16 protein-coding genes are annotated in these 17,354 nt (G+C 57.2%); 7 read left to right on the top strand and 9 right to left on the bottom strand.

Features of this window, described 5'->3' with window-relative positions; translation table 11 throughout:
- The first annotated feature begins 7 nt into the window (after positions 1-7).
- Complete coding sequence (locus QLQ17_RS01555; protein ID WP_283207777.1) at positions 8-895, top strand: AEC family transporter; 888 nt, start codon at positions 8-10, stop codon at positions 893-895.
- Here QLQ17_RS01555 and QLQ17_RS01550 read toward each other — a convergent pair whose 3' ends face one another.
- Positions 896-2,539 (bottom strand): methyl-accepting chemotaxis protein, encoded by a 1,644-nt coding sequence (locus QLQ17_RS01550; protein WP_283207776.1) that lies wholly within the window; start codon positions 2,537-2,539, stop codon positions 896-898.
- 216 nt (positions 2,540-2,755) lie between these two features.
- Between QLQ17_RS01550 and QLQ17_RS01545 the strand changes: the two genes are divergently transcribed.
- Together QLQ17_RS01545 and tsaA are read left to right on the top strand one after the other, a co-directional pair.
- Positions 2,756-5,263 carry an acyl-CoA dehydrogenase gene (locus QLQ17_RS01545; protein WP_283207775.1) on the top strand — a complete coding sequence of 836 codons (2,508 nt, stop codon included), beginning with the start codon at positions 2,756-2,758 and terminating at the stop codon, positions 5,261-5,263.
- An 18-nt stretch (positions 5,264-5,281) separates the two neighbouring features.
- Positions 5,282-5,761 carry a tRNA (N6-threonylcarbamoyladenosine(37)-N6)-methyltransferase TrmO gene (gene tsaA / locus QLQ17_RS01540; RefSeq protein WP_283207774.1) on the top strand — a complete coding sequence of 160 codons (480 nt, stop codon included), beginning with the start codon at positions 5,282-5,284 and terminating at the stop codon, positions 5,759-5,761.
- Here the strand turns inward: tsaA and QLQ17_RS01535 are convergent.
- The gene (locus tag QLQ17_RS01535) at positions 5,758-6,561 is read right to left on the bottom strand and encodes a helix-turn-helix domain-containing protein (protein ID WP_283207773.1); all 804 of its coding nucleotides are present in this window, start codon (positions 6,559-6,561) and stop codon (positions 5,758-5,760) included. The genes tsaA and QLQ17_RS01535 overlap by 4 nt on opposite strands.
- 215 nt (positions 6,562-6,776) lie before the next feature.
- On the opposite strand from QLQ17_RS01535, the gene QLQ17_RS01530 reads away from it, so the two are divergent.
- Positions 6,777-7,739: a lipase family alpha/beta hydrolase gene (locus QLQ17_RS01530; protein ID WP_283207772.1), complete on the top strand. Its 963-nt coding sequence runs from the start codon at positions 6,777-6,779 to the stop codon at positions 7,737-7,739.
- Complete coding sequence (locus QLQ17_RS01525; protein ID WP_283207771.1) at positions 7,740-8,765, top strand: lipase secretion chaperone; 1,026 nt, start codon at positions 7,740-7,742, stop codon at positions 8,763-8,765.
- A gap of 11 nt (positions 8,766-8,776) precedes the next feature.
- Here QLQ17_RS01525 and QLQ17_RS01520 read toward each other — a convergent pair whose 3' ends face one another.
- From QLQ17_RS01520 to QLQ17_RS01510, 3 genes are all read right to left on the bottom strand, one after another.
- The gene (locus QLQ17_RS01520; RefSeq protein ID WP_283209064.1) at positions 8,777-9,082 is read right to left on the bottom strand and encodes a hypothetical protein; all 306 of its coding nucleotides are present in this window, start codon (positions 9,080-9,082) and stop codon (positions 8,777-8,779) included.
- 112 nt (positions 9,083-9,194) lie between these two features.
- Complete coding sequence (locus QLQ17_RS01515; RefSeq protein ID WP_283207770.1) at positions 9,195-10,856, bottom strand: carboxypeptidase regulatory-like domain-containing protein; 1,662 nt, start codon at positions 10,854-10,856, stop codon at positions 9,195-9,197.
- Between the two features lie 142 nt (positions 10,857-10,998).
- Positions 10,999-11,955, bottom strand: coding sequence for a LysR substrate-binding domain-containing protein (locus QLQ17_RS01510; protein WP_283207769.1), 957 nt, complete (start codon positions 11,953-11,955; stop codon positions 10,999-11,001).
- Between the two features lie 237 nt (positions 11,956-12,192).
- Here QLQ17_RS01510 and QLQ17_RS01505 point away from each other — a divergent pair, with 237 nt between their 5' ends.
- The gene (locus tag QLQ17_RS01505) at positions 12,193-13,092 is read left to right on the top strand and encodes a DMT family transporter (RefSeq protein ID WP_283207768.1); all 900 of its coding nucleotides are present in this window, start codon (positions 12,193-12,195) and stop codon (positions 13,090-13,092) included.
- Here the strand turns inward: QLQ17_RS01505 and QLQ17_RS01500 are convergent.
- The 4 genes from QLQ17_RS01500 to QLQ17_RS01485 all read right to left on the bottom strand — a co-directional run bounded on the left by QLQ17_RS01500 (position 13,084) and on the right by QLQ17_RS01485 (position 16,324).
- Positions 13,084-13,569 carry a hypothetical protein gene (locus QLQ17_RS01500; RefSeq protein WP_283207767.1) on the bottom strand — a complete coding sequence of 162 codons (486 nt, stop codon included), beginning with the start codon at positions 13,567-13,569 and terminating at the stop codon, positions 13,084-13,086. The two genes, QLQ17_RS01505 and QLQ17_RS01500, sit on opposite strands and share 9 nt — an antisense overlap.
- Positions 13,570-13,764: 195 nt before the next feature.
- Positions 13,765-14,319: a gamma-glutamylcyclotransferase gene (locus QLQ17_RS01495; protein WP_283207766.1), complete on the bottom strand. Its 555-nt coding sequence runs from the start codon at positions 14,317-14,319 to the stop codon at positions 13,765-13,767.
- 6 nt (positions 14,320-14,325) lie between these two features.
- Entirely contained in the window at positions 14,326-15,219 is an 894-nt protein-coding gene (rluF, locus tag QLQ17_RS01490) for a 23S rRNA pseudouridine(2604) synthase RluF (RefSeq protein ID WP_283207765.1), read from the bottom strand.
- Between the two features lie 100 nt (positions 15,220-15,319).
- The gene (locus QLQ17_RS01485; protein ID WP_283207764.1) at positions 15,320-16,324 is read right to left on the bottom strand and encodes a GlxA family transcriptional regulator; all 1,005 of its coding nucleotides are present in this window, start codon (positions 16,322-16,324) and stop codon (positions 15,320-15,322) included.
- A 109-nt stretch (positions 16,325-16,433) separates the two neighbouring features.
- Here QLQ17_RS01485 and QLQ17_RS01480 point away from each other — a divergent pair, with 109 nt between their 5' ends.
- A complete protein-coding gene (locus QLQ17_RS01480; RefSeq protein WP_283207763.1) occupies positions 16,434-17,339 on the top strand; it encodes an alpha/beta hydrolase in 906 nt (301 codons plus the stop codon).
- The last annotated feature ends 15 nt before the right edge of the window (positions 17,340-17,354 follow it).

Raw genomic sequence — 17,354 nt, 5'->3', positions numbered from 1 at the left:
GCGTTCGATGATTGCCCAGATTCTGTCCACGATGTTGCCGGTGTTTCTGATTGCCGGTTGTGGCGCCCTCTATGGCCGCTACCGCACGCCGGATATCAAGGGCTTGAACGTACTGAACATGGAGCTGTTCGTGCCGATGCTAGTGTTTGCCGTGCTGGCCGACAAACAGGCGCCACTGCAGGAATACGCGCAACTGGCACTGGGCGCCACAGTCGTTGTGCTGGGTTCGGGCGTTGTCCTCTACCCCCCGGCCAAGGCCCTGAACCTGAATCTGAAAACCTTCCTTCCGCCGATGATGTTCAACAACAGCGGCAATATGGGGATACCGCTGCTGGTCCTGGCCTTTGGCGATGCAGCGCTGCCTGCGGCCGTTGTGTTGTTCATCGTGGAAATGCTGCTGCACTTCTCGTTCGGGCTGCACATGCTGGACCCACACACCTCCATTCTGAAACGACTGCGCCTGCCCATCGTGTTTGCCAGCCTTGCGGGTCTGGCAGTGAATTTCAGCGGGGTGGCACTGCCAGACTGGTTGCTGGAAACCCTGAATATGCTGGGTGGCGTGTGCATACCGCTGATGCTGTTTGCTCTGGGCGTCCGGATGCTGGATGTGGATTTCAGCGACTGGAAGCTGGGCCTTCTGGGTGCGATCGCCTGCCCTGCCTCCGGGCTGATCCTGGCCTGGCCCATGATTGCGGTTCTGGACCTGCCGGGGCTCCAGATTGCAGCGTTGTGGGTATTCGCCGCCCTGCCACCGGCCGTACTGAACTACATGGTGGCGGAACAGTACCAGCAAGAGCCACACAAGGTGGCTTCTCTGGTACTGATCAGTAATCTGGGCAGTCTGGTGGTGATGCCGATTGTGCTTGGCCTGGTGTTTGCCGCCGGTTACGTGTGATCAGTCCTTCAAACGGAAGACGCTGACCCGCGATCGCAATTGCCCTGCCAGAACCGCCAGATCGCGGCTAGCGCCAGCCACCTGGTCTGAACCGGCCGACGTTTCAACGGTGGCGTCGTGAATGCGGCTGATGTTTCGATTCACTTCCTCGGCCACCGAACTCTGCTCTTCCGCCGCGCTGGCAATCTGCGCGTTCATGTCGTTGATGGAACCGACTTCCTCGCGAATCCGTGACAGGGCGGCTTCTGCCTCTTTGGTTTGGTCAACAGTGATGCGGGCCAATTCCCGGCTGCTTTCCATAACATCAGCTGCCTCGCCGGCGCCGGTCTGCAGGGTGCCAACCATGTCCTGGATTTCCCGCGTGGAATCCTGGGTTCTGGAGGCCAGCGATCGCACCTCGTCCGCGACCACCGCAAAACCTCGACCGTGAGTGCCGGCGCGGGCAGCCTCGATAGCCGCATTAAGCGCCAAAAGGTTGGTCTGCTCGGCGATGGCGTTGATGACCTCGATGATTTTCTCAATGTTGGCGCTGTCGCTGGACACCCGCTGGACGGTTTGCGCTGCCTCTTCCAATTTGTCGGCCAGCTGGGCGATCGAGTTGTTGGTCTGATGAACCACCCGGTTACCGCCTTCAACTTCGACATCCGCTTTCTGAGTTGCATTGGCCGCATTAGCCGCAAAGCCGGCGACTTCGTTCACGGTGGCCGCCATTTCATTGACTGCAGTGGCCATCTGTTCGGCCTCGCTGGCCTGGACACGGATCTGCTGGCTGTTGCTTTCCGAGGTACTCTCAAGCTCGGAAGAAGATTTAGACAACTCTTCTGCCGCAGAGCGCACTTCCTGGATGATCTGTGCAAGGCGATTGATGGTGTCCTGAACAGCGCCCATCACGCTGTCGGGATAGTCGGTCTGGATCTCCTGATCCAGCTCACCATCAGCCAGGCGGCGAATGGCACTTGCAACTTCTTCGGGCTCACCGCCCAGGATTCTCTTGATGCTGCGAATGATGATCCAGGCCACCAGAACACTGAGAAGAACCGCACCGCCAGTCACAGACAGTATCAAGGTATTAAAACCGCTGGCCGTATCCCTGACCGCATCAACGTCCCCGGCGATCACATCTTCCTGATAATCAATGAACGCGTTGACCCGGTTCAGCCACTCGCTGTATGCGCCCGACACATCCTGCAGCAGAAAGTCCCTTGAGCCTTCAATATCTCCGTTCTGGCGCATCGCCAGCAATTCATCCGTCAGAGCCAGCGACCGGCGCTGAATATCCTTGATCGCACCCAACAGCTGTTTTTCACGATCGGTAGCGCCATTCTCACGAAACATTCGATCCATGGGACCTGCGGAATCCCGATAGAAGTCTTTCAGGCGCTCGATATCGTCGAGATGTGTTTCCAAAGCCTGATCGTTTTCAACCAGTACGGCGTCGCGAATCGCAATGGCACGGTCGTGTACGCTACCCCGGAAATTGATCGCATACCGCTGTTTCACTGCCGCTCCATCCCCCACCTCTGTCAGGGTCCGATCGATAAAGCCAACCCGGTTGTTACCGATCAGCGTGATGACAATCATCAAGGACAGAATCAACCCAAAGCCAAGAGCAAGGCGTTTCGCGATAGTTAGCTGGCCAAACATTTGGCTCTCCTGTTTATTGTTAGCGTGCGGGGTTATTCATGAAAAGTTGAAATTCAGATCATTCTTTACGTCATTTTCCTCCGCTATTTGACAATCCTTTTCATCACGCCGATCAATAATTGCTTCCGCCGAGCCTGATGCTTGCAACTGCGTGGTATTTGACCGATGGTAAAAACCACGCTTTACGTCAAAGCAATCAGGATATGGAGATCTCCCATGAGCCTTCTTTTACTCCTCATCAGTGCCTTGGTACTCATTTATCTGGGCATCGGCGGCACGACGGCCGCCGGTGTTCTTGTCCTCGCAACCGTTATCGGGCTGTTTCAGGATGGATGGCACATCGCCAGTATCTTATTCGGCGGTGGCTTGCTGGCACTGTCCCTGATACTGGTACTTCCCGGAAACCTGCGTCGGGAAAAGCTCAGTAAACCTCTGTTAGGCTGGGTTCGTGGCCGACTGCCGCAGCTGTCGGATACCGAGGCGGAAGCCTTGCGTTCAGGCACCGTAGACTGGGACGGGGAACTGTTTTCCGGTCAGCCAGACTGGTCAACCCTGCTGGACTACAAGCCCTCTCAACTGAGCAGCGAAGAGCAGGCCTTCCTTGATGGCCCGGTCGAAAAGCTCTGCTCAATGCTGGATGACTGGAAGATCACCCACGAAGAGTACGACCTGCCACCCAAAGTCTGGAAGTTCATTAAGGACAACGGGTTCTTTGGGCTGATGATTCCCAAGGAGCAGGGCGGCAAGGGCTTCTCCCATACCGCCCATTCGGAAATCGTCATGAAGATTTCCACCCGCAGTGTCTCCACCGCCGTGACCGTGATGGTGCCCAACTCACTCGGTCCGGGCGAGCTGCTAATGGAATACGGCACCGACGCCCAGAAGCGGCATTACCTGCCCCGTTTGGCCGGCGGTGAAGAAATTCCGTGCTTCGCGCTGACGTCTCCGGTGGCCGGCTCCGACGCTGGCGCCATTCCGGACAAAGGCATTGTCTGCAAGGGCATGTGGAATGGCGAGGAGGTGCTGGGTCTGAAAGTGACCTGGAACAAGCGCTACATCACCCTGGCGCCGGTAGCCACGCTGATCGGCCTGGCCATCAAGGTGTACGACCCGGACAAAATGCTGGGCGATGACGATGTGATCGGCGTCACCTGCGTGATGGTGCCGAAAGACCTCGAGGGTGTGAATTCCGGTCCCCGGCACCTGCCCATGAACACCGTGTTCATGAACGGCCCGACCTGGGGCAATGACGTGTTTATCCCCATGGATCAGGTCATCGGTGGTCAGGACATGCTGGGTAAAGGTTGGAAAATGCTGCTGGAATGCCTGTCCATCGGCCGCTCCGTGTCGCTCCCGGCACTGGGTACCGGCGCCGGCAAGGTGGCCAGTCTGGCTACCGGTTCCTACGCGCTCACCCGCGAACAGTTCGGCCGTACCATCAGCCAGTTTGAAGGGGTGCAGGAAGCTCTGGAACCCATCGCCGGCTATACCTACATGATGGACGCTGCGCGGCTGCTGACAGCTGGCATGCTGGACCGGGGCGTACGCCCATCGGTGCCCTCCGCACTGCTGAAATACCGCAACACCGATCTGATGCGGGAAGTGATCAACCACGCCATGGATGTCGTCGCTGGCCGCGGCGTGATCACCGGACCCCGCAACTTCCTGGCACGGGCCTATCAGGCGGTGCCCATTGGCATTACCGTGGAAGGCGCCAACATCCTCACGCGCAGCCTGATGGTGTTTGGTCAGGGCGCGATCCGCTGCCACCCCTATATTGTTGAAGAAATTGAAGCAGCGGGTATGGAAGACCAGAGCGCGGCCGTGGACAAGTTCGACGGTGTGTTCTATCGCCATATTGCCCACACGACCCGCAACGCCCTGCGCTCCACCGTACTGGCGTTAACCGGTGGCTTCCTCGAGCCGGTCCCACGGCAAGGCAACATTCAGTCCGCCTATCGTCAACTGGCTAGGTTCTCCTCGGCATTCGCCCTGATGACCGACGTCACGCTGTTGTCGGTCGGTGGCGGCCTCAAAGCCCGCCAACGCCTGTCTGGCCGGATGGCGGACTGCCTGGTCCATCTGTATTACGCCAGTGCGGTGATCAAGCAATGGCATGAAGAGGGATATCCGGATGATCAGCGCCCGATCGTGGAATGGTGCCTGCAGACCAGTCTGCGGGACCTGAAGCTGTCCATGCGTGAGCTGATCATCAACTTCCCGGTGCCGGCTCTGCGCTGGCCCTTGCGTATTCTGGTGTTCCCGCTCGGCGCCACCGGCCTGAATGGCCCCGACGACAAGCTGGGCACCGAGGTTGCGAACAGCATCGTCAAAGACACCCCGTTGCGCCAGCGCATCAGCCGCGGCAGCTACTTCAACACCGACCCGGACGATCCGCTGGGCCGGGTACTGAATGCGTACCGTCTGGCCAACGAGACCAAGGAGATGCGCGATCGACTGCACGACGCGATGCGCAATCGGGATGAGGACCAGCTGGGCGGCATCGACTTGCTGATGGGCCACCAGCGCAAGGAATTGGTGGACTGGGCCTGTGAACAGGGCGTGGTGAAAAAGGAAGAGTGCGACAAGCTGCTGGAAGCACTGGAAGCGCTGTATGACGTGATCCGTGTGGACGCGTTTGACGCAGACGGTATCAAGTCCCTGAGTCGCTCTGCCAAAGGCAAACGCAAAGTGGTGGAACGCCCACCCCGCGAAGAAACTTAGCCGGGAGCCGGGCCCACGATGGGTGACCCCGAAACATTGCGCCCCAATGAACGGGCGGTGGACCTTTCACCGCCTGCCGACGCAACCCTGCGTTTCATTGGCACCATTCGCACCCCCTGGCGCGATCGCAAGGATTGCCCGCGCCAGGGCCAGATGGCGGGGCCGGAATGCCAGTTGGTGCTGGACCCGGTCTGGCACGACGCGCTGGCAGGGCTCGAAGACTACGACACCCTTGAGGTGTTGTACTGGCTAGACCAGAGCCGACGGGATCTGGTTCAGCAAAGTCCCAAAAGCGACGGCCGTACCTTCGGCACCTTTGCCCTGCGCTCGCCGGTGCGGCCAAACCCGATTGGCACGTCGATGGTACAACTGGTTCGCGTCGAAAACGGCACAGTCATCGTCCGCGGGCTGGATTGTCTGGACGGTACGCCTCTGCTGGACATCAAACCGGACCGCTGTGCTTTCAGCCCAAAAGCACCCCCAAAGGCAAGCCGCTAGCCGGCCACCTGCTGGGGCGGCACCTCCTTGCCAACAAACAGACGTCCCGAGAGCATCGCGAGAATGTCCGACGGCTTCATGCCGAGGGTTACCCTGAACGTGTGGGAAAAATGCGCCGAGTCGGTAAACCCGGCAGCGATGGCCGCATCGGTCAGGCTTTCGCCCCGATTGACGCCGGTGAATGTAACAAATAAGCGGTGCCATTGGCGGTATCGACGAACAGGGACACCCACCTGCTCCCGGAACAACTCTACCAGTCGTGACACCGACAGATTCACCGATTCTGCCAGAGCGTCGATGGAGACATTGTCGCCAATCTGGCGGTGAATCAGCTCGATCACCTGCTCAACACGCGGATCAGCGCCAGAATAAGGCAAGCATTCCGGGTTCAGGCATAACTCTAACCGCTCATAGGCCTGCTCTGGCGATGCCGGTTTCTGATGAAGTTCGCACAATAGGTCGAAAAGTTCCTGCTGGTTTGGCAAGTCACCATGCACGCCGTCGATCAGAGGCTTCATTCGCTTCGATAACAGTCGGTAATCCTGCCCCAGCGCGTCCAGGTAACAGGCAGCCACCAGCCCACCAGAGGTCTCGATCCTGAGTTTTTTCCCGGGAGCGAGCATCAGTGACCGCGCACTCATCCTCTCAGGCTGGCCCGGCACCTGCACCTGAAGCGGCGCGCGAATGCCCACCAACAGCGACGCCGCCGCCTGACTGAAATCAATCGGCCCGGCCACGTGCCCAACGAAAAGAGTCCGTCGGGGCCACAGATAAAGAAGATTGGAGAGTCCGTCTTCCATGTAGATCGCTTGTTATTGTTGAGTCAGTCCGCCGATTCTAGGCAATTAACGCCCTTACTACCCTGAACAATTGTCCGTTTCGTGATCAGTTCACGGCTTTTTGACGGATCTCCGATTTCTCGTCAGTTCTTACAAGCCGCCCGACAGAATCCCGGCGTACATTGGCAACGCTTGATTAAAAAGATTCCGATAACAAAGACAAAAGGAAAATCCTCATGAAACTGTGGCTCAAAGGCGCACTGTTTGCGCTCGCCTGTTCCCTTGCACTCCCTGCCCAGGCTGGCTGGTTTGACTGGCTCTGGTCCTCCAATAAATCCGCAACAAAACACCCGATTGTGCTGGTTCCGGGCATCTTTGCTTTCGATACCATTGCCGGTGTTGATTACTGGTACAAGATTCCTGGCACGCTGGAAGATGAAGGCGCCCAGGTTTTCGTTCCCAAAATCAACGCGTTCGACAGTTCGGCCCAACGTGGCGAGCGGCTGATCGAACAGCTTGAGGCCATCCGCGCGTCCTCTGGCGGCAGCATTCGCAAGTTCAACCTGATCGGTCACAGCCAGGGCGGTGTGACGTCGCGCTATGTGATGAACGTTCGTCCGGATCTGGTGGCCTCCGTCACCACGCTGCACACGCCGCACAAAGGATCGCCACTGGCTGACATCGTCACCGGCCTGGCCCCGGAGGGCAGCCTGACCGGAGTGGGCTTCGAAGCGCTTGGCAATGCCGTGGGAAATCTGGTCAACCTGCTGTCGAACAACAAGGCCGACGATTCCGACATTAACGCCATGCTGGCCGAATTCAATGCAGCCGGGTCCGCTGAGTTCAACAACATGTTCCCCGCCGGTGTACCCACAACTTCTTGTGGTGAAGGTCCTTCACACGTGAATATCGGCGGCCACAGTATCCGCCTGTACTCCTGGAGCGGCACAGCAACCATCACCACCGGCGTGGATCTGTCCGATGCGCTGTTCGGCACCACAAGTCTCGCTATTTCAGGCGCTGACGATGGCGTAACCCCGCGCTGTTCCAGCCATTTCGGCGAGGTCATCCGGGATAACTACTTCATGAACCACATCGACGTGAACAATCAGGTTCTTGGTTTGGTCTCACTGTTTGAAACCTCGCCCAAAACCCTGATCCGCAATCACGCACGGCGTCTGAAAAGCGTCGGCCTGTAAATGATCAGGCAATGGCTACTGCCGGCAGCGGGCTCGTGCCTTGCTGCCGGCGTTCTCGTTTTCTTCTGGCCATCAGTCGACCATGGCAGCCCATCGGAGGGCTCGGCCGTCACGCCGGTAGAGGTGAGTGCCGCCAACGGGCCACGGCCGTCGGTCACTTTGCCGAACGCCAACACTGAGGCTGCTCTTCCCCCACTTCCTCCGGAACTGCGAGGGCTGGAGCCTGACGCGCAACTTCGCACGGATGAAAATGGCAACCTGATACCAAGCGAGGATCTGAAGGTATTGCTGGACTTCTACCTGGCCAACATTGATCAGGAACCCCTGGCCACGGTGCTTGCCCGTATTCGTTCAGCACTTGCCCAACGCCTGCAGGAGCCTGCCCTCAGCCAGTCGCTGTCATTACTGGAACGATACGTCGGCTACCGCATGGCACTGGATTCACTGGAGAAAGCACTACCGGATGGAATGGCCGAATCAGGCTTTGATCAGGGCGCCCTTCGACAGCGCCTGAGCCGACTCGAGCAACTTCAGCACGACTATTTTGCACGAGAGGAAATCGATGCCTTTTTTGAAGACGACCTCAGCATTGACCGTTTCACCCTGGCGAGAATAGACATCCAGCAGAATCCGTCTTTGACAGCTGAAGAGCGACAACAACAGCTGAAGAATCTTGAACAGACCCTTCCGCAGCCGGTGAGGGAGGCCAGGAAACGGGCCGTGATACACGGCGATGTGTATCAACAGGCCGAAGCCATGAAGGCCAGCAATGCCAGTGACGCCGAACTCTATCAGTTCAGGGCGAGTCAACTTGGCGAAGAAGCGGCACTGGAACTGGCTGAACTGGATCGCAAGCAGCAAGCCTGGCGACAGCGACTTGCCCATTACCAGCAGGAAAAATCACGCGTGATCGAAGCCGGTTTGAGCGAATCCGACCAGGCTAACGCCATATCCGAACTGCAGAATCGTTTGTTCAACGATAGGGAGCAGTTGCGGGTTCGCGCGCTGGATGCGGATTCACTCTGATAGAGCGTCCGTTATTGCTCCAGAATATCGATAATTTCACGGGTATCCTTGATGACCGTATAGATCTGGTCTTCGATCCGCACTTCCTGGCGTCCATCGCCCAGATCCCGAACCTCGCCGTAGTCATAAAGGTCCTGATTCAGCCGGCCACCTGAGCGGATATCCATTTTCTTCTGCCAACCCGGAGGCAGAGGCTTACCCTGCTGAACTTTTTTCTGCAAGCCCGGTGGAAGTTCCGAATTGTGGTTGCCAGCAACCGCCAATGAAGACACACCCACAAAGCTTGCAATGAGCACGGCCATCAATAGTCTGATCATCAATTAACGTCCTCTCGTTTGGGACAGTCGGTCCCGTTTGATATAGCGGCAAAATAATTGCCTTATGGTGAGAGCACGATCAGACGATAGATTTCGTTCCGGAAGGCTACACCTACCGTGAATAATATTTACGGTCGATCTGCCCCTGATGAGGCGTCTTGCTGGTCGTGCTGTCACCGAACACAGCTGGACTCACCTGAGCCTGGATCTGGTTGTCCGACGACGTCCGCCACTCCTGCACAGTCTGAAGTGAAACGTCGCCATTACCGTCGACAACGAAATTAGCCACCGCCCACCATTCGCTGACCTGGCCTTGCGCCTGCGACGGAGAGAAGATCCGGGTCACACCATCAATGGACACTTCAACCCGTGCGGGAGAGTCAAGGATGGAACCCGAACCCGAGTAAAGGTGGACGAGGTAACGGTAGGTTCCGGCATAGGGGAATTGCGGTACGGTAATGACCTCGGGGCCAAAGCTGCTTGTGTCATCAACATCCAGATCGATGACGGTGCCACCAACGATTTCAGAACTATTTGAATAGTAGACATGAAATTCGGTGCTTTGGTTTTCGTCTGAGGGCCCGAACAGATGGCTATCGAGGTCGCTCGGGTTCTCTCCCCAACTCAAGGTGATCGCAACGGCCGCTTCTGAAAGCACGATATCGTCTTGCAGCTCAAGGTCAGTATCACCGATGGTAACGGAACGCGTATTTGAGCGGGTAGCCCGGGAGGCGACGATGAGAAAGTCAGAGTCCGGACGCACTTCTAGCGTAAAGCGTCCATCCGCTCCCGTGGTGCTGCTTGAACTGCCGATGTAGCTCTGGCCCTCAGCCGTCACATTTGCATCAGCCACGGGTTCACCGGACGCATCAACCACCCGACCTGTGACATTGACGGACTCATACAATACATCGGCGTTCCAGGTCGTAAAATGCGACACCTGCCCCTGGTAGAAGGTCTCACCGGACTCCATGCGCAATGTTGCAGAGCCTTCCTCGCGCCAGATTCCCGTGTCCTGATCAAAGAAAAACAGAGGTATCGATGCGGGCGAGTTCGCCGCCGAGCGGCCTTGCGCCAGTGGAATACGAATGGTCGCTGTGTCGCCCTGACGCAGCTGCAGAGTTTCTCCATTCGCACCCTCGAACGTCGCGGTGATAGCACCCCAGGATTCCATCAGGCCTTCTCCACCTTCGGCGGAAACTGCTTGGTAGCCTCCCGGCATGACGTCTGGGTCAGAGGTCGGATCAATAACGGTCACTTCAGCGTTAACATTGCCTGAATAGGTTGCGCCGTTATCGAGCACAAATGTGTTGGCCGCGAGATCTACGATGCCCAATCCATTTACGGACAGAGTATTTGCAACGGATGGATCAATGATCTGCTCAAGGTCCGATGGCAGAAGCGACAACTCGATGCGGCCGCTGGCGCTACCGTCAATGGTAGAGGCCACTCGGGACATATCCCCGAAGCCTTGCGCAGAGGCATTGACCGAGACACGGGACAACCCGCTGTTAGCGGCTAACTGAAACTCACCTTCCGCGTTCGTCTGGCCCTCTGCGAGCTGACCACCGTCGGCAGACGAAATGGTGACGGAAGCGCTGTTGATCGGCTCGCCGGTAAAATAATTTCGGACCAGCCCGTTGAGCTCTGTCGTCGTTGGATTTGCAGTTTCGTTGGTGCTGCTCTGGCTGCTACCACCTGAACTCAAGCAAGCGGTTAAGAAAAAGCTACTGATCAGTAGCAACGTTATTCTGAAAATATTCAGGTAATTCATGGGTCCCTCCACTATGAGTCATGCGCACATATCCAATTGCACGCCATCCAGTTCTAATGCAGCCGGGAGATTATCACAGATTTCATCAACCGTTCTTCGTTGCGCTTCTCAAAGTCGATATCGGCTCCAGGCAATGGTTTCGTCACGACGCATCCTCCCTGCGAAGTCCGGACTCAATTGCCTGACTCACAAGCCAGCGCCGAAGTAGCTGAATGCCACGTTCCCGCCGGCGACTGGTTTTCCAGGCAAAATAGAAGCTGTCGCCGGTCATGACTGAATGGGTCGGAAGGCGAACGAATTCTTCCGAATCTTTGCGTGTACTGAGCATGTAATCGTTGGTCAGCGTGATGCCTTGATGAAATCGCGCCGCCTCCAGCGACAGCAGCATGTGACTTGAGTGCAGCAACCGGCTAGACGCCGGCAAGTTCAGGCCCGCCTCGCGATACCAGGCCTTCCAGTCACCCCCCTGACGATTGTAGATGCTGTGAGTCGACAACAATGGAAACTCCGCCACCTGGGCCGGCGTTAATGATAGCGACGCCGGGTCCCCGGTTACGTCGTCCAGAGCCAACTCGCGACGAATTTTCTGCCAGTAGTCCTGACTGCACACCGGGAACAGGCGCTCCTCGTAGAGCAGCTCGTAGCTGAACGCCGGGGACGTCGGCTTGACGGTGATGAAACAATCCGCAACCCGGTCTGACAGCACCGGGTTCTCGCTGCTCATCTCCAGAGACAATTCCAATTGCGGGTGCAATCGCTTGAGATCCGGTAGCCGTGGCACCAGCCATCTTACGGCGAAGGAACTGAACACTGACAGCCGCAGCATTGCTTCCTCATGCCCCAGCAGCTCCTCGCTCGCCCGCTCAATCTGCAACAACGCGGTACTGACGCCATCCAGATACTGCCGCCCCTCATCCGTCAGCGTCAGCGTTCGCCCACTGCGCCAAAAGAGCTTTTCGCCCAGGTAGGTTTCCAGCTGTTTGATCTGATGACTGACCGCGCTCTGGCTTACCGCCAGCTCCGCCGCCGCCAGAGAAAAGCTGTTCAGCCGCGCAACGGCTTCGAATACGGGCAGCGATTTAAGGGGTGGCAGTTTCATTATCTAATTTTCTAATAGTAAACGTGAATAGATCATTTTATCGGATACTAACACGTCCGTAGACTCACCTTCACAAGTTCAGGGAGCCCTGTGTAGCCCCACTTCCAAAACTGTGCGGAGCCATGGATGGCGGAGCCCAAGCGTCACATGGATGTGCCGCCAGGAGCGTGTTTTGGAAGTGGGGCTACACAGGGCGAATACTCCCAAGTGGGAGGAAAAGAAGTTCAAGGTGAGACCATGTCAGGAAAAACCGTCAACAGCGCTATTTTGCTACTCATCATCGGCAACGCGATGGCCATTCTGTCGGATGTGTTTATCAAACTGCTTGAACCTGGCGCACCGGTGTTTCAGTTTGCTTTCCTGCGTTGCCTGCTGACGCTATTCATGCTGATTCCCCTGGCCGGCAAACTCAACTGGAATCACCTGTTTGAAGGCTTCAAAGTGCACGCCATCCGTGCCCACATACATCTGGCGGGCATGTTGTGCATGGTCGTGGCACTGAGCAATCTGCCACTGGCCACCGCCAACGCCGTATTTTATGCCGCGCCTATCCTGGTGATGGTGCTTGCTGCGGTCGTCTTTGGCGAGCGACTGACACCTCTCAGCGTCACAGCGGTGTTCAGCGGCTTCCTCGGCATTGTGCTGATTCTGCGCCCCGTGGCCTTCGACTGGGCAGCCATTGCCGCACTGGGCTCGGCCTTTACGCTGGCCATCAATGCCGTAATGGTGCGCAAGCTGCCCAAACAGCAGTCCACGATTCACAAACTGTTTCTTAACTATTTACTGATAATGCCGGCGGCGGGCGCACTGGCCTGGTGGGAAGGCGCAAGCTGGGACAGCTCAATGCTGGTCAGTGCGTCTGGTTCTGCCCTGTTTATTCTGGGCTATAACATGACCGTGCTGCTGGCCTATCAGCAAGTGGATGCCAACCAGGTCACCAGCGCCGAATACACCGGCCTGGTCTGGGCGGTCGCGATTGGCTGGATCTGGTTCGGTGAAACACCAGACCTATGGTTCCTGGCAGGCAGTGCGCTGATTATTCTGCCGCTGCTGGCAATCGGGCTGAAAAACCGGCGCCGCCATGAGGCGCCAGCTCGCAGCTATCAACCGCTCGAGGCGAAAACCTCCTTATCTTGAAAGGTCGATCGAGAAATAGCCGCCGGGGCTCTGATTCGATCCGCTGTTGTAACTGAAGTGATAGCGCATCTGATTGCGGTCGTGGTGACGGTGATAGTGACCTGAATGGTGTCTGTCACCGTGCCAGTGACGCTTGTAGCCGTGGTGGCGGTGATGCTTCTTGTGCTTCCAGGCATGCCGCTTTTTCCAGCCATGGCCATGACCACGATGGTGATAACCGTGCTTTCCTTTCCAACCGCGACCTTCCCAACCGTGACCCTTGCCGCGGTGATGTTCTCGGTCACCGCGGTAACGATGGCCATCACGATCCTCATAACGGGATGTCAGAAACTTTTTGTGTTTTGGATGCTTGTCCCGTTCAACCTTGTGACTATCGTTGCGATGATCTCGATCACCGCGGTCATAGCGTTCTGCAATGGCTGTGGTCGAGCCCATGAGTAAAGCAAGTATGAAACTTCCGATCAGAATATTCTTCATCACGCTTCTCCCGATCTTTTCAGATCCTCTGAAATCGCATGGGCTTGCCATTTGCCGATGCGCTGTACCCCAAGAATACGGAAGCAGGCGGGAATGTCAGGGCTTTGGCGGCAGCTTTGCACTTCCTTTACACAGCGCCGACGAACCTTGACACAAGGGAGTCAGAATTGACGTTCAACCAATAGTGGCGTGGGTTTATGAGAGGTGTTTTTCGATGTCGAACACGTGCGAATCGTGGTCGCCCAGAGCGCGAAGCGCGTCTGCAAGATTCAGCAAATAGTCACGATTTGGGCCGCTTGGGCCAATGGATCGGGCGATCTGCCTGGCAATGTCTTCAGAAGGCGCCGGTCCCAGAAACGCTTCGTTGTCTTCAGTGGCGATATACACCAGGCCATCCTCGACCGACCCATCGTCAAAGGTCATGGGTGTGGTAAAGCGGAGATATCCGTTCTTTTCCCGCACATCCAGGTGCTCGAACACGTGGGGCGATACCCGGAACGCCATGCCTTTGCAGCGTGCACCGGGCTTCTCGATCAGGGTGACCACCCGACCAGGAGCCTCTGGCGTGCCACGATGGTCATGGGAGCCCTGCCAGAAACGACGCTCCCAACCGTTGATCGTGGCGGGGCGTTTCTCAAGGAAGGGAAAATCAACTTTGTAGATCAAAGAGCCATAGCCAAACAGCCAGACCGACGAAATACCTTCGAAGTTCTGACGATTGCGATTGGTCTCAACCGTGTTAATCGACATGACGACTCATCCTGGCTTTCGGCTCTGCTTTTTAACGCTCGGCTTGCGGGCCTTCTTTGGCTTGCCTCCGGGCGCTCCCTTGTTTTTACTTCCCGGGCGCGGTCCCCGGGCTTTGTCATGGCGTGGCTTGTTCGCTTTTGGTTTGGGTACTTCACGGCGGGTGCCCGGCGCTGCTTCCGACGACGAATCACTGATCATGCCCATCAGGGCCTCCATCTCGGCGGGCTTGAGATCTCGCCATTGCCCTGGCTTCAGTCCCTTCAGCTGAACGTTCATGATGCGAACACGCTCGAGCTTGACCACCTCGTAGTCGAAGAAATCGCACATCCGGCGTATCTGCCGATTCAGTCCCTGCACCAGGGTAATCCGGAAAACATTCTTGGACACTTTCTCGACTTTACAGGGCTTGGTCACCGTCCCGAGGATCGGCACCCCACTGCCCATTCCTTTCAGGAACTGGTCTGTGACCGGCTTGTTTACCGTGACCAGATATTCCTTCTCGTGATTGTTACCCGCACGGAGGATCTTGTTGACCAGGTCGCCATTACTGGTGAGGAAAATCAGCCCTTGTGAGTCTTTATCCAGCCTTCCAATGGGGAAAATGCGCTCCGGATGACCGACATGATTCACAATGTTGCGACGCTCGGCAGGGTCCGTGGTGCTGACCACGCCGACGGGTTTATTCAGTGCGATGAACACCAGGTCTTTTTCGGTTTTGGGCTCGACCTTCTGACCGTTCACCAACACCCTGTCGCCCGGCGCAACCTGATCACCCACCACGGCCTGTTTACCGTTGATGACCACCTGGCCATTCTCGATGTACCGGTCTGCCTCACGACGCGAGCACATACCGCTTTCGCTGATGTACTTGTTGAGGCGGGTGGTGGGTTTACCGGGCATGGGTGTCCTGTTCAGCTTGAGCAAAGGGTTATCAGGCTGAGATCATCCCACTGCACACCACGGCAGAGCAACCGCTGGCACCAACAGGACAGGAAAGCTATTACGCAACGGCGGGCGATACATAGCTGAATCGCTTGCGATACTGCTCCATGGTACAACCAGCCGTGCGCTTGAACAGTCGCCGGAAGGAACTGGCGTCTTCATAACCCACGCTCCAGATGATGCGGGCGGTCTGCTCACGGCTAGACTCCAGCAGGTGTTTGGCGGCCTCAATGCGCAGATGCTGCAGATAGCCTATGGGCGTTTCACCGGTCGCTTCCTTGAATCGCCGTTTGAAGGTGCGGGTCCCCAGATTGGCGACGGCGGCCACCTCATCGATGGTGACCGGGTCTGCATAATGCTGTTCCAGCCAGCCCTGCGCCTTGCGAATCGGCTCATCCTGATGAGCCTTCTTACTGTAAAACGCCATGTAGGGTGTCTGCTCTTTCCGGCGACCGTCCATCACCAGCATTTTGCTGCAGGCCAGCGCCACCGAGGGTGAGGCAAACCGTTCCACCAGGTACAGGCACAAATCCACGAAGGCAGTCGCACCACCAGCGCAGATAATCTGGCCGTTATCCACCACCAGCTGGTCTTCCTCTAAACGGATATCCGGATACCGGCTGCGGAACATGGGCGCCGCCCGCCAGTGGGTCGTCGCGACCACGTCATCCAGTAAGCCGGCTTCGGCCAGCACAAAGCTTCCGGTGCAGACACTGGTAATGACCGCCCCACGGGCCTTTGCATCCAGCAACCAACCGTGCAGCGGTTTCGCAGGCGCCAGGGACCAATCCAGGTGTTCCGCACCGATCGCCGCTTCCACAGACGAACCAACGACGATCAGGTCGGCGTCAAAGTCGTTCCTGTTAATGGTCGGCGTTACCAGGGCACCGCTATAACCCCGTACCGGCTGGTCATCAACCGTGACCACCTGGCAGTCGAACAGCGGCTCTTCGGCGCCGGAAGGCGCAGCGCCGCAGTAATTGGCCACCGTGAAAAAATCGAGAATCCCGTGGACGCCGGAGGCATGACACCGGGGCAAAGCAACTATTGCGACCTTGAACATAATATGGCCCTATCCGCATTTTATATGTCAAATATGACACTACTTCTTGCCAACCACAAGTCCTAATCTGAAATCGTCAACCACCGAACAGGAAGAAGGACTTTTCATCATGACCACACAAGTTCACATTCAATCAGACAGCATCCGGAAGCCAACAGGTCCTCGCACTCCGGATAGCATTGGGCTTTCGGCCACACGCATGGCACTGGGGTTTCTTGGCCGCATGTCCCCGGAAAAGGCGGGCCGCCTGGTTAATCACATGGCGTTCCGACCCTCGCGGCTGCCAATGCCCTCACGCTACGAATACCTGCTGGACTCGGTCGACGGCTACACCCAGCTGCAGCACGGGGCCTATACCATTCCCGTGTACTCCTGGGGTAATGGCCCTGTCATTCTGGGGGTGCATGGCTGGTCAGGGGCAGGCATCCAGTTTGGAGCCTGGATCAATCCGCTAGTGGAGGCCGGTTACCGGGTCGTGCTGTTCGACGCACCTGCCCATGGTCGTGCACAGGGTGAACGGACGGACCTTTTCGACATGGCAGAAGTCGTTGCCAAAGTAGCCGCCAGCGTGGGACAGATCTACGGCATACTGTCGCACTCCATGGGCAGCCTTGCCGTTGCCCGCGCAATTGCCGACGGATTGCAGGCACAGTACCTGCTGATGCTGGCGCCGCCATTAAGCGTGCATTCCGTTATGGATAATCTGGGGCGTCAACTGGCGCTCAGCTCAGACGTACTCGCTGTGCATCTGAGATTGATGGAAGAACAATTCGGCACCTCTGTCTGGGAAAGACTGGACATGGAAAACCTCGTCGGCTCGCTGACTCAACGGGGATTGGTCGTACTCGATCAGGATGACAAATCCATTGAGCCAGCGCAGAGCGAACGGGTGCACTCAGGCTGGGCGCGCGGCGAGGTTCTGCGCACACGCGGGCTCGGTCATCACAAGATACTGAGAAGCCCATTGGTGCTGGATACTGTGTTGCAGGAACTGGGGCGACCGGACCTGCACTGAACTGCTCAAGTTCGC

This window comes from Marinobacter sp. CHS3-4 (assembly GCF_030053415.1).
Classification (GTDB): Bacteria; Pseudomonadota; Gammaproteobacteria; order Pseudomonadales; family Oleiphilaceae; genus Marinobacter.
This window is presented reverse-complemented; position numbering and strand designations above follow the sequence as displayed.

Coding starts and splice junctions, on each gene's coding strand:
- tsaA (WP_283207774.1), top strand. CDS start 5,282: ATGGGTGACCCCGAAACATTGCGCCCCAATGAACGGGCGGTGGACCTT.
- QLQ17_RS01500 (WP_283207767.1), bottom strand. CDS start 13,569: ATGAAGAATATTCTGATCGGAAGTTTCATACTTGCTTTACTCATGGGC.
- QLQ17_RS01525 (WP_283207771.1), top strand. CDS start 7,740: ATGATCAGGCAATGGCTACTGCCGGCAGCGGGCTCGTGCCTTGCTGCC.
- QLQ17_RS01505 (WP_283207768.1), top strand. CDS start 12,193: ATGTCAGGAAAAACCGTCAACAGCGCTATTTTGCTACTCATCATCGGC.
- QLQ17_RS01515 (WP_283207770.1), bottom strand. CDS start 10,856: ATGAATTACCTGAATATTTTCAGAATAACGTTGCTACTGATCAGTAGC.
- QLQ17_RS01485 (WP_283207764.1), bottom strand. CDS start 16,324: ATGTTCAAGGTCGCAATAGTTGCTTTGCCCCGGTGTCATGCCTCCGGC.
- QLQ17_RS01510 (WP_283207769.1), bottom strand. CDS start 11,955: ATGAAACTGCCACCCCTTAAATCGCTGCCCGTATTCGAAGCCGTTGCG.
- QLQ17_RS01480 (WP_283207763.1), top strand. CDS start 16,434: ATGACCACACAAGTTCACATTCAATCAGACAGCATCCGGAAGCCAACA.
- QLQ17_RS01550 (WP_283207776.1), bottom strand. CDS start 2,539: ATGTTTGGCCAGCTAACTATCGCGAAACGCCTTGCTCTTGGCTTTGGG.
- QLQ17_RS01520 (WP_283209064.1), bottom strand. CDS start 9,082: ATGATCAGACTATTGATGGCCGTGCTCATTGCAAGCTTTGTGGGTGTG.
- QLQ17_RS01530 (WP_283207772.1), top strand. CDS start 6,777: ATGAAACTGTGGCTCAAAGGCGCACTGTTTGCGCTCGCCTGTTCCCTT.
- QLQ17_RS01495 (WP_283207766.1), bottom strand. CDS start 14,319: ATGTCGATTAACACGGTTGAGACCAATCGCAATCGTCAGAACTTCGAA.
- QLQ17_RS01545 (WP_283207775.1), top strand. CDS start 2,756: ATGAGCCTTCTTTTACTCCTCATCAGTGCCTTGGTACTCATTTATCTG.
- QLQ17_RS01535 (WP_283207773.1), bottom strand. CDS start 6,561: ATGGAAGACGGACTCTCCAATCTTCTTTATCTGTGGCCCCGACGGACT.
- rluF (WP_283207765.1), bottom strand. CDS start 15,219: ATGCCCGGTAAACCCACCACCCGCCTCAACAAGTACATCAGCGAAAGC.
- QLQ17_RS01555 (WP_283207777.1), top strand. CDS start 8: ATGATTGCCCAGATTCTGTCCACGATGTTGCCGGTGTTTCTGATTGCC.